This window comes from Candidatus Magasanikbacteria bacterium RIFOXYB2_FULL_38_10, assembly GCA_001783145.1.
GTDB lineage: Bacteria > Patescibacteriota > Patescibacteriia > Magasanikbacterales > UBA10003 > GWC2-40-17.
In genome coordinates, this window is sequence record MFQT01000008.1 from 1 (window position 1) to 10,496 (window position 10,496).

The 10,496-nt window shown below is 39.1% G+C and carries 8 protein-coding genes and 1 pseudogene; all 9 read right to left on the reverse strand.

Annotation, left to right across the window (positions count from 1 at the left end):
• Positions 1-453, reverse strand: a pseudogene (locus A2294_03995) (hypothetical protein).
• 3 nt (positions 454-456) lie between these two features.
• Positions 457-2,856, reverse strand: coding sequence for a hypothetical protein (locus tag A2294_04000; GenBank protein OGH85851.1), 2,400 nt, complete (start codon positions 2,854-2,856; stop codon positions 457-459).
• Positions 2,822-3,298 (reverse strand): hypothetical protein, encoded by a 477-nt coding sequence (locus A2294_04005; protein OGH85852.1) that lies wholly within the window; start codon positions 3,296-3,298, stop codon positions 2,822-2,824. Before A2294_04005 ends, A2294_04000 begins: the two co-directional genes overlap by 35 nt.
• A complete protein-coding gene (locus A2294_04010) occupies positions 3,295-4,551 on the reverse strand; it encodes a hypothetical protein (protein ID OGH85853.1) in 1,257 nt (418 codons plus the stop codon). The genes A2294_04005 and A2294_04010 overlap by 4 nt, the downstream gene beginning before the upstream one ends.
• 37 nt (positions 4,552-4,588) lie before the next feature.
• Positions 4,589-5,530, reverse strand: a complete 942-nt coding sequence (locus A2294_04015) for a hypothetical protein (GenBank protein ID OGH85854.1) — start codon at positions 5,528-5,530, stop codon at positions 4,589-4,591.
• Positions 5,531-5,541: 11 nt separating this feature from the next.
• Positions 5,542-5,907 (reverse strand): hypothetical protein, encoded by a 366-nt coding sequence (locus A2294_04020; protein ID OGH85855.1) that lies wholly within the window; start codon positions 5,905-5,907, stop codon positions 5,542-5,544.
• A 10-nt stretch (positions 5,908-5,917) separates the two neighbouring features.
• The gene (locus A2294_04025; protein OGH85856.1) at positions 5,918-6,595 is read right to left on the reverse strand and encodes a hypothetical protein; all 678 of its coding nucleotides are present in this window, start codon (positions 6,593-6,595) and stop codon (positions 5,918-5,920) included.
• Entirely contained in the window at positions 6,592-7,488 is an 897-nt protein-coding gene (locus A2294_04030; GenBank protein ID OGH85857.1) for a hypothetical protein, read from the reverse strand. The genes A2294_04025 and A2294_04030 overlap by 4 nt, the downstream gene beginning before the upstream one ends.
• A gap of 3 nt (positions 7,489-7,491) precedes the next feature.
• The gene (locus A2294_04035) at positions 7,492-10,230 is read right to left on the reverse strand and encodes a hypothetical protein (protein ID OGH85858.1); all 2,739 of its coding nucleotides are present in this window, start codon (positions 10,228-10,230) and stop codon (positions 7,492-7,494) included.
• Between the last annotated feature and the right edge of the window lie 266 nt (positions 10,231-10,496).

Consider the following 10,496-nt stretch of genomic DNA (forward strand, 5'->3'; position numbering starts at 1 on the left):
ACAAAATTTCCAGCGCCGGGTGGTATTTATTAACATATTATCTTTGACAGCAATGACCGTGCCATCGGCAAAGGCGCGGACTTCTGTTTGTCGGGAAACGCGGTCGGCGATGTCCCAAGCCACATGCCTTAGTCCGACCACGGCCGACGAATCTAGAATCACTCCTTGGGTTAAAACTCCCAAAGTCGGAAAAGCATAAGGATGGGCAAAAGTATACCAAGTATCGCCGGCAATGGTTTTGTAATTAAAGCTTTGGAATTCAGAGAAAGTTGCGAGATTTTGTTGATCAGTATCAGAAACTCGACCCGTGCCTTGGATCACGGCAAAAGCAACAGAAATTAAGAGGTAAATAAAAAAACCAAAACCGAGAAAAAAGATAAGCAACAAAATACAGCAATTTTTTAGTTTATGCCGTTGGCTGTAAATTAATTGGATTAGATAAGCGACACCCATAAATTAAGCTGGCGGTTTGGTAGTGCAGACTCGATCTTCCTCTTCACTGCTTTTAATGGACAGCGGAATTTTGGAATCATTCACAATAAGAAGTCCTTTTCCAACCTCGAGTCTCTCTAAGTAGGCTCGCTCTGGCTTATTTATATGCACCTTTTCATTGAGTTTATCAAAAGAATCACTGACTTTATGCTTCATAACCAAAGTCACCGATGACTGGTCAAAAAGGTCGCTGGTTCGCGGGAAGGCGCTGTTATAGTAATGATTAATTGACTGCACAATCGTTGTCACACCCGAATTATACTTTCTTCCTCGCAGAGCCAAGGACGCCAGCTTTTCCACAATCAAGCCGGACTGAAAAAGCTGGGAGGCTTCGTCAATAATTAAATTTTTGAATTTAACTTTATTTTTAGGATGGTTGATATAATTCCAGTAACTCTCGAGTATTACAGCAATGACAAAGTCACGCTTGTCCACATACTTTAAGGCAAAGACAATTAGATCATCATTGGCAAAATCTATATTTTGCTGTTTGTTAAAAAGGTAATATTGCGGGTGGCTGGGTTCGTTGTATGACCGGAGGACAGTTAATAATCCCTCAGTCGTTCTGTTTTTTGGCAGTGTTTCAATGGCTTGAATAAAATTAATTAAAACCGGCTGGCTGTTTTTTGCCAGCGCCTCTTCATAAACATTGCCAATAACTTTTTCAATTTTAGTCAGTTCAGTCACACCAATTTTTTCATTGCTGAACATTGTTTTAAACAGATCGCGCACAAATTCAATTTTCTGCGCTTTGTATTCGGGACCAGAAATATGAAAGGGATTGATGTAATAAATAGACTTGTCGTTAAGTTCAATATATTTTCCTTTTAAATAGTTGGTGACCATTTCAAATTCATTTTCTACATCTAGTACAAACGACTGGTAGCCAATCATACGCGAGCGGATTAAATCCAGTTTTATAAAATACGACTTGCCGGCGCCAGTGGAAGCGACAATTGAGCGGTTATAGCTTTCTAATTCTTTGCGGTCAATCGTAACCAATGAACGGTTAATTTCATCCACGCCATAAAGTATGCCAGTGCTGGAGGAAATTTGCGGAATGATAAACGGAAAAGTAAATGCCGAAACATCAGTATTAATGTCACGGTGGTTTTTAGTGTTGGTGTCGCTGTACCCCGCAATAAAAGTTCCTTTTAGTCCTTCAAATTGTTCATAATGATAAATTCGGGAACGCATCATTTTTCTATTCAATAATCGCTCCAAATTCATATGTACAATGTTCAAGGCCTGAATAGTGTCGGAGCGAAAAGTCATTTCAACTTTTAAATCAATCGGCTTAATTTCTGAGCGTAAATATTGTTTTTCAATTTTTTCCGTGCTTTCCAAAACCAAATTGTCAGCAATATTTTTTGGCCGATGCTGGGTATTTTCGTCAAATATTTTTGCCTCAATCCGTTGGCGTTTATCCGAGAGCTTAACCACGGCTTCGGCTGGATCCTTGCTGGTGTAGGTCAGCATTAAATCGTTGGCATAAGGAAACATCACTATTTCCTTAAACCAGTCAATGTAGGCATGCGAGCCGAGCTCGCTTAAAAATTCCGAGCGCAGGTAGAGTTTACCGTTAATGCTCATGAGGTCAATGTTTTCGTCCTCAATAAAATCTGGGCTAATTTTATTAATCACCGAAAACGGCAAACCTTCTTTACCGGCCCGTTGGCGGTGTTCATCCAAGTGTTCATAAAATTCGCGGTTGTTTAAAAATTTTTCCTCGTCCAGATAACTCATCATTACCTTCACAATTTCACTGGTAGAGAGATTTTTGCTTTTAAGATTAATTGCCTGAAATTGCGACTTAAAAGTGGCCAGTATTCCCAGCATACTTTGTCGCACTTCCTGGAATATTTCTTCTTCAGTAATTTCGCGCTTCTTTTTGAGATTTTTTTCTTCACGGCTGATAATATCTTTAGACAAGGTATATTTAAGTTCACTAAATTCTAAAATTAAATAAAACTTTTTGGTAATAATTTCATAATCCTTGTTGACTTCGCGGATAAAGTCAGCGTGCTTGCGAAACAAATCATAAGTACCAAGGCTCCGGATGCTATACGCGTGTTCTAGTTGGTTGATGTAGTCATTGGCATTGGTTTTTCTAGTTTGAACCAAAATTCTGAGCGGATACTTAACTTCAATTTCCCGGAGTACCTGCTCGAAGCCAATAACTGCCCGGCGTTTTTCTTCGTCGTCCATCAAACTAAAGTTGGCCGGAAAAATTTCCAAGCACATGCGGTAGGCACCACTTTTCATAATTATTACTCCATCCTTAATATCCTTAAACTGCCAGAAACTGGAAAGCGTCTGGTAGCCGGGCTTATTTTTGAATAGCAGATTGCGTATGTATGACATGGTAAATATATATAGAAATTAAAATCAAAAGAATGAGACCGATGACAATGGCAATCAAAATTCCCGCAAAAGTTTTGGTGTTATTGGTTTGTTCATAAATTAAATGTTTGTTTTGTTCGCGGGCATCGCCGCTGGCGCTGTAGTGGTTGTAGATCAAAACTCGGGGCTGGGTTTTGTAGTAGGAAAGAATAAATAGCAGGTGACGGTAAAAATTACGGCCTCTAATTTCAATAATCCCGAGGAGCATCAAACCAGTTATTAAAAACATAAAAGCCATGGCAGTAAAGCGTTTGGAGGCAATAGAGAAAATACCAAAGCCGGCAAAGAGCGTGGCCATAAACACTAAAATAATCTGCGTGGTGGTCAGTCCCCAAAACAGGGTTACTTTGTAGCCTTCAATAGATTCTGGAATATCAATTTTGGTTTGTTTTTCGTCGCTCATAATTTAAGATAACTTTTAATGGCCATTACCGTGCCGGCGCTGTTTCTAAAGCCGCGCCGAACCACTGAACGAAAGCCGGAAACTTCCGAAGCTAAAGCAATTTGCTGGACTAAATTATTGCTGTCGGCGACGATAGCCAAGCCGACTAATATGAGAATGAGATTACCCAAGGAAAGTCCGCCCGAGCCTAAGAAAACGAAGACCATGAGGAGAATAAGCAAATCAAAAGCCAGGCTAAAACTGGTCACAATAAATTTATTCCAGAAAATCATGCCCATTGTCCGGGTCATATCAAAAAATAGCATGGGCGAAAAAATCGGAGCGAGGAGTATCATAATAAGGAGGATAAAATAGCGCTTGGCATTTTTAAAAACCACAAAGCCAAAAAGAATAATGAAGACCAGCACAAAAATTGCCAAGGCTACGAGAGAAATACTGAAACCATTAAAAGAACTCCAAAGATTGTCAGTCAAAAGCGATTTTAACGCCAAGGTCAAACCATTGGCCAAAGGCGTGCTGAAGAGAAAAGTGGCAAAGGCCGCCGCGGTTTTAATAATGGCTTCGGCGATATAGCGAGCCATAAATACGCCAGCAAAACCTAAGATCATTTTGCCAATGTCGCCCGCAAAGTCGCTTGAGTAGTCGCTGTCCATGGCAAAGAGAATTGATTTAAAGTAATGTGTGACAACCAAAAGATAAACCCAGGCCAGCCCAATAATCTCGCTCAATTTTAACAGGCTGTCAAAATTAATGGCTTGTGCAGCATCATCCGGATTGCTCGCACCCTTGTCAAATACTTGTGTCGGCAAGGCAAATAGAAAATTGAAATGAAATTTATCTAAGACCTCAGAGAGTACGACTCCTAATCCTCGTACCATCTTACCAATAATTACTCCGATGATATCATTGATAGTTTTCTTGACGCAGTCAATGGTATCCACGACGACTAATATACACTTCGGATCCGGCATGGTGATGGAAGTGCTTTTAACATCCGAACTTAAAAGATCAGTGTTATTAATCGTGCCTTCGCTTGGTAATTTATTGGCCAAATCCTGTTCCACATTATTATAGAAATGGCTCATGTAAACTTCATGAAAAGCAAAGACAAAGGCTCCGGAAATAAAGAGCATCACCAGTCCAACAATCACAGTCTGAATCATATAGTTGGAACGAGCAACATCGGTTTGCTTGCCGGAATTGCGGATAACGCCGGCCAGGGCAACTACAAAAATGCCGATGACAATACTCATGACAATGACGGTCGGAACGTAATTTACTAGAACGGCTCTAATTAGATTGTCCATAAGGTATAATAATTGGAGTAGTGGTACTCATTTGCTTACAGCCTTCATATCCATAAGCAAAATATATTTTCGGATTTTTATTCCAATGCGTGGTAATTCTACTCAGAGTTAATTTGGCATCGACGCCGTTCATTTCTAAAGTTTCACTATCTGCTAGGACGATGCTATTATTTTTTGGATTGTGAAAAATTAAAAAAGAAAACAATCCGGCTGGCTGGTTATTGGCATTTTTGTATTTAAGAATAGCCTTATCTTCAATTCGTGGGTCGCTTACATCCAGAATTTTATCGCCGACTGTCATCTTCCAATCTGGCTTAGTGCTCATGAAGGTGGAAATCTTTGTCATTGAGGCATAGCGCCAGTCATAAAGTTCAATACCAGTCAGTTGTTCAGTGTTGGGATCAAGATTGCAGACAATTGTTCCCAGTTTTACCAAAGTTGGAGTGTCGCTCAAAAAACCATTTTTTTGTGCATACTGGTAGCGTCCGCGGGCAATATTTTCCAAATAGGCAAAACTTTGTGGCACAACTTCGGTCAAGTCGCCGCCAGTGCCGAGCGTCAGAGCCGAGTTAATAAACAGAATGTCTTCAAATTTGCGTTTAACCAGTTCCTGGTCTTTCCCGTCGAGCCAGTTTTGCAATTCATTGGTAAAAGATTCAACTGTTTGGTTTTTTATTTTGTCTGTATATTCATAACTATCCCAATATGTCTGATCAGCAATAACTGTCTCCTTTGTTTTTTCCGGCGGTTTTATTTTTTGGTGCGACCCAAAGTTCCAAATCTGAGCATAGATAACAATAGCGAAAATGATACTCAAATAAATAACAGCCCGAGCATTAAAATTGGGAATATATTTTTTAAGAAGATTGTCCAGCCAAAACAGCGGACCTCTCGGCGGTTTTTTCTTTGGTTCTTCTTCATTCATAAAATTGTAAATTAAGCGCCTTTAATGCCGATTAACCCAAGTACATAGAGAATTAAACCAATAATGAAAATAGCACCAAAGGTAATGCCGACACCAACGATAGTGGCTTTGAGTCCATGTTTGGCCTCTTGGGATTTAATCAGGTCGCCGCCAGCTGATTGCAGTTTAATTCCATACCAAGCAATCATAATGACGGAATAAAGCACGGCAATGCCAAAAATGACGCCGATGGCAATATTGGCAAAGTCGCGGACCGGCTTCATTTTATCAGATTGCCAAACAGACAAATCTGGTTGAGGCAGGGCTTGGGCAAAAGCCACTGAGGCCATAAACAGGGAGGCAAAAATACTGGTAATGATTGATAAGATTTTTTTCATAAGTCTTAAATTAATTATTAACTGATTTCGGTTTAAAGATAAGGCGTGTACAATTTCCAGGCAACAACGGATTGTCGCTTACCACAACCACTCCATCGACTTTTAATCCCGCTTCGCAGGATTTGGAGATAAAGTTAAGCAGCGACGCCTCCAATTTACTACTGGATGTGCTCGCAATTTTATCTGTGGGGAATAACACATATTCGGAGATAGTGAAGCCGGCATTTTTTAGCAGTTCCATTTTTTGCAAAAAATTTCCTACCAATTCCAGATCATAAGCAATAAAATTTTTTTGTTCATTCAATATGCCTTTAACTGTTCCGGAGAATTCATCTAGGTGACGCGGTACGTCCCAGACTTCGGACATATTTATATTATCTTTTGAATTTACGGTCTTCAGTTCGCCATCTTCATAAGTTATAACAATCTCCAGCTCAATAAAGTGTGGCTGGATATGCCAGACTGGATATTTATTGGTTTCGGCTAAGATCATTATTTCGCCAATCTCGGTATATTCTTTAATTGTGCCATTTGTACAAATAAGTAATTTGCTTTCTGGCTTAATTTTCTTTAAAAAATCCAGCCAGACAAAATATTCATGGCCAACCAAAAGATGTTCTTCTTTGGGTAAGTTCATTTTCATTTCTGTAATTATGTCTTCAATGAGGTCGGCGTAAGTATTTATCATAGAAAAGAAAATAATTTTATTCTTTTGGATAAGTCGGCAATTAATCGTCCTTGTTTTTCGAGTTTAACTGTCTGTTCTGAAGCGTAAATTGGCTCGAGAAATTGTTCAAATGATCCAAGGAGTGTTAGATTGGTGGTGAATATTCTTAATTTTTGTAAAAAACTTGCCTTATTCATTAACAGCCGAAGCCAAAAGGATTGCTCCATCTGTGGTGTCTGAAAGATAAACCTTAAAGTTGTGTGAATATTTTCGTTGGAGTTTAAAAATTGTATGTAGCGTTCAATTTTTCTGATCATCGCTCCTAGAGATTTGCTCGTTCGCTCATATTCACTGTAAACGCGCTCAGTCACGTTGAAAGCGGTATATATAACGGTGTAATCCGGAGTTAAAACTTCAATATTTTTATCGCTTCTAAATTCTCTAGCCAATGAGTCCATCTCTCCTTTAAAAATTATTTTTAATTTTTGAGTTTTATTTTTAGCCTCCAAGCTGGCTAGTTCGACCACTTCGGCTTCGTGCCGGAATAAATTCCAGGACAAGAGCTTCTTGGCTTGTGGATAGTTTTCAAGGCGGTTTTGATCATAATGGCCGTATTCATTGAGTGCCACAAGCCCCTGCTTGGACAGCATATAATAAACTGGCATGCCGGAACGGGAACCAGTAAATATTTTAAAACTTTCCAAATATCCGGCTTGCCACAGCTGACGCAGTTTTAAATATACATAATTAACACGGTCTTGCTGGCGTAAAAATCTGCTAATCTGCCAGGCGGTGGCTATTTTAAATTCAAAAATTAAAGACATTGTTTCTAAGGCGTTCTGGTTTAACTGTACGTTATAGATTTTAATGTCTTCTCTTGGTGTTAATGAAACGTCAAGGGTGTTTAAAGACATAAATTAAAAGTCAAAAATAGTTTTTTCATTATTATCTTGCCCTGGTTGGGCTAAGACGGTTGGTTTTTCTCCTGGCACAACTGCTGTCTCCGGCGTCTCATCAAAAGTCGTGTGTCGACCCATCTGCTCAAAGAAAATCTGCTCGCGGTCGGCTGAATAATATATATTATTAATCGTCGCTCGCTTTTGCTTAATTACTTCAAGCGGCGTCCCGTAGCGTTCCATGGTTTCTTCAATAAATAATCTTTCTGTATCCTTGGCAATGTCTGTCGGGTGGAGTGTTCTTTTGATGTTTATAGACATGGCCTCCTGCGGTGTGCCATAGGCTAAAGTTTTAATATACGCCGTGCCGGTCGGCAAGTTAATAATATCTTCGGCCAATACTTTGCCGCCTAAGATTTTTTCCGCAATTTCGGCATCGTCTACCGACTGAGTGCGCATAAAAATTTTGGTGGCAATATTGGATTCAATAGATTTCTGTATTCGTAAATCTAATTGCCCCATAAATTGATTGGAAATAATGAGGGCAGTATTAAAAGCTCTAACTTCAGAAAACAAGGTTTCAAAAATATCACTGGCCACCCGCTGAAATTCGTCAACCACAAAGACCGTCCGTTTGCGTTCTTCATTCGGTAACCTGGCCTGGCCGAAAATTGCCTCGGCAATGTGAGCGGTAAGGTAGACTGAATAATATTTTTTCATTTGTTCACTGCAGGAGCCGAGGTTGGCAATAAAAATCTTTTTGGTGTTGATCATTTCCTCAAAAGTAATTTTAGTATCCATTCTGTCGGCAATATTCATAAATTCCGGGTAATCCAATATTTTGCCTATTTTATTATTGGTCGTGGCCAAATATTTAGACAAATCATTATTAGTTCTTTTTAAAATAGAATCCACCCAAAATTTTTGTAACCGTGGTGGCAAATATTTTAAAATATTTTTTATCTGGTTTGGTTCGTGCAGGAGCATATCCAAACCAGATAAAGACTGTTCGGGCAGGAGGTAGGCAGTGGCAAACAGCTGTCTTAAAATATTTTCCAATTCTGGTCCCCAAGAATACGTTGAGTCTATTTGCACGAACCGTTTCATAATGGAGATTAAAAATTCAATCCGTTCATCATTAGTCTTATTTCCTGAGAATTGCGAAAAAAATGGAAAGCTCAAAGGCTTATCTTTTTGGGCTGGCGGATTGAAATATATCACGTCATCTTTTCGGTGTTCTGGAATCATGGTTAAAAGATCTGTGGCAAAATCATTTTTCGGGTCTATAATTAAACAGGCGGTTTGTTCCTCATCTTCTTTTTGCAAAAGATTGCTCAGCATGGTTTTTAAAGTTTCGGATTTTCCGGCACCCGTGCCACCCAAGATGTAGGTATGTTTTTTCATGTCTTCCCAGGTGGAAATGCCGATGGAGATATTTCCCTGCATCCGGAAATTAGAGTGACCCAAATTAACAAAAAAGCGTTCGGAAATTTCTCGCATTTCACTACTCATTGGTAGTTTTTTAAATTTAATAATTTTAATTGAAGACACAGTGTTTTCCGTTATGTTCGGTAAATGCCAAAAAGAATATAATTCGCTATCGGATACCATCTGGCCGTAGTTTTCATAAAAAGAAAAAGGCCAGTACTCATGCTTACGCCTTTTGAGTACTGGCCTCATATTAATAATGGTCGAGAGCACACCTTTCCCTACAATGTCCTCGACCTGCTTGGTAAACAGTCGGCGGTGTTTCAAGGTGTTCATATTTTTCTGATTGATCTCATTCAAAACGGCCTGCACATTCACTATCTTTTCATCAGCTTCTTCAGGCGTAGGCGCTACGGCCCAATAGGAGATTATGACTTGAAAGAGTGAAGCCTTCATTTTCTCAAGCATGGCAGTGGCGAGAGAAGTAACCAGCTCCGACACATACATCCTATTATATGCCCCGAACTTTTTATCTTCTGGCAGTCCTTGGAGCCTTTCCTGCTCTTCCAGCAAATAATGAATTATCTGGTTAAAGAAATGCGAAGAGGGTGAAAGACAAACATTGTAGGCCATAAACTGGCCTTTTTCTAAACCTTCCATCGTGGAAATAATTGAGTCCACTGGGTCGCTCGAAACATCCTTAAAAGTTTTAACTCGGTGATAAAACTTGCCTTCAATCGTTGACTCGCCGTAGCTTAAAAAACTTTTATGGTGTTTAGATATTTCTTCAACGACCTTGCTTTTATCCAGATCAATTATTTCCGCATTGGAATAAGCATTGAAAATAGCTTTTTCAATGCGGTCAAAATATTCGCTAGGAATATTTAAACGAAAGGAGACAAACGGGTACTGCGCCCAAATTTGCAGGCCAAAAAATACCTGGTGGTTGCGATACACTTTCCAGAGTCGCCACATTTTTTGGAAGAAATACCAGGTGCGCGAAAATTCATGTGGCCCTTCAACTGGATCAATATATGTCGAGTGAATGGCTTTAAGAATTTTCTGCTGCACCTGAAAAGCTGTGGCTTGTGAATTTTTGGGGATGATAATTTCAATGTATCTGGCGTCCTTAAACGAGTGGTCGAGATCTTTTGGTTTTAATTTAATTTTTTCAAAGGCATGAAAAATCTGGAGTTGAAAAATTCGGATAATCCAATAAAAACAAATTCCTAGAACAATTAAACCCAAAAAAACTACTCCGAGCGTTAATTCCCAACGCGGAATTTTTTGGATCATCTCGACCCATAAGATGTAACCAACCTTGCTTTTCATATAATAAAAATTATATGCTTTTTTATGGTCAGTCGTTTTCTTATCCCCCAGATCGTCCCGCCGCTTTGCGGCGGACAGTTCAATTGTTTACCAAAGCGAACCAGTGTGTGATTTTACCCCCCTCGCTCACAATAATAATCTCAAAATTTAGTCTAAAAAGTTGGTGTCAGGAAAGAAAGTAATAACAGAATAATAGATAATAGAAGTTAAGATAATAAAGAAAGAATATATAATTAAGGTAAAATATTAATATAGTAATAATAATA

What these genes read in the sequence shown, in the direction of transcription:
- A2294_04010 (OGH85853.1), bottom strand. Translation starts at nt 4,551, where the DNA reads ATGAGTATTGTCATCGGCATTTTTGTAGTTGCCCTGGCCGGCGTTATC.
- A2294_04020 (OGH85855.1), bottom strand. Translation starts at nt 5,907, where the DNA reads ATGAAAAAAATCTTATCAATCATTACCAGTATTTTTGCCTCCCTGTTT.
- A2294_04005 (OGH85852.1), bottom strand. Translation starts at nt 3,298, where the DNA reads ATGAGCGACGAAAAACAAACCAAAATTGATATTCCAGAATCTATTGAA.
- A2294_04000 (OGH85851.1), bottom strand. Translation starts at nt 2,856, where the DNA reads ATGTCATACATACGCAATCTGCTATTCAAAAATAAGCCCGGCTACCAG.
- A2294_04035 (OGH85858.1), bottom strand. Translation starts at nt 10,230, where the DNA reads ATGAAAAGCAAGGTTGGTTACATCTTATGGGTCGAGATGATCCAAAAA.
- A2294_04015 (OGH85854.1), bottom strand. Translation starts at nt 5,530, where the DNA reads ATGAATGAAGAAGAACCAAAGAAAAAACCGCCGAGAGGTCCGCTGTTT.
- A2294_04025 (OGH85856.1), bottom strand. Translation starts at nt 6,595, where the DNA reads ATGATAAATACTTACGCCGACCTCATTGAAGACATAATTACAGAAATG.
- A2294_04030 (OGH85857.1), bottom strand. Translation starts at nt 7,488, where the DNA reads ATGTCTTTAAACACCCTTGACGTTTCATTAACACCAAGAGAAGACATT.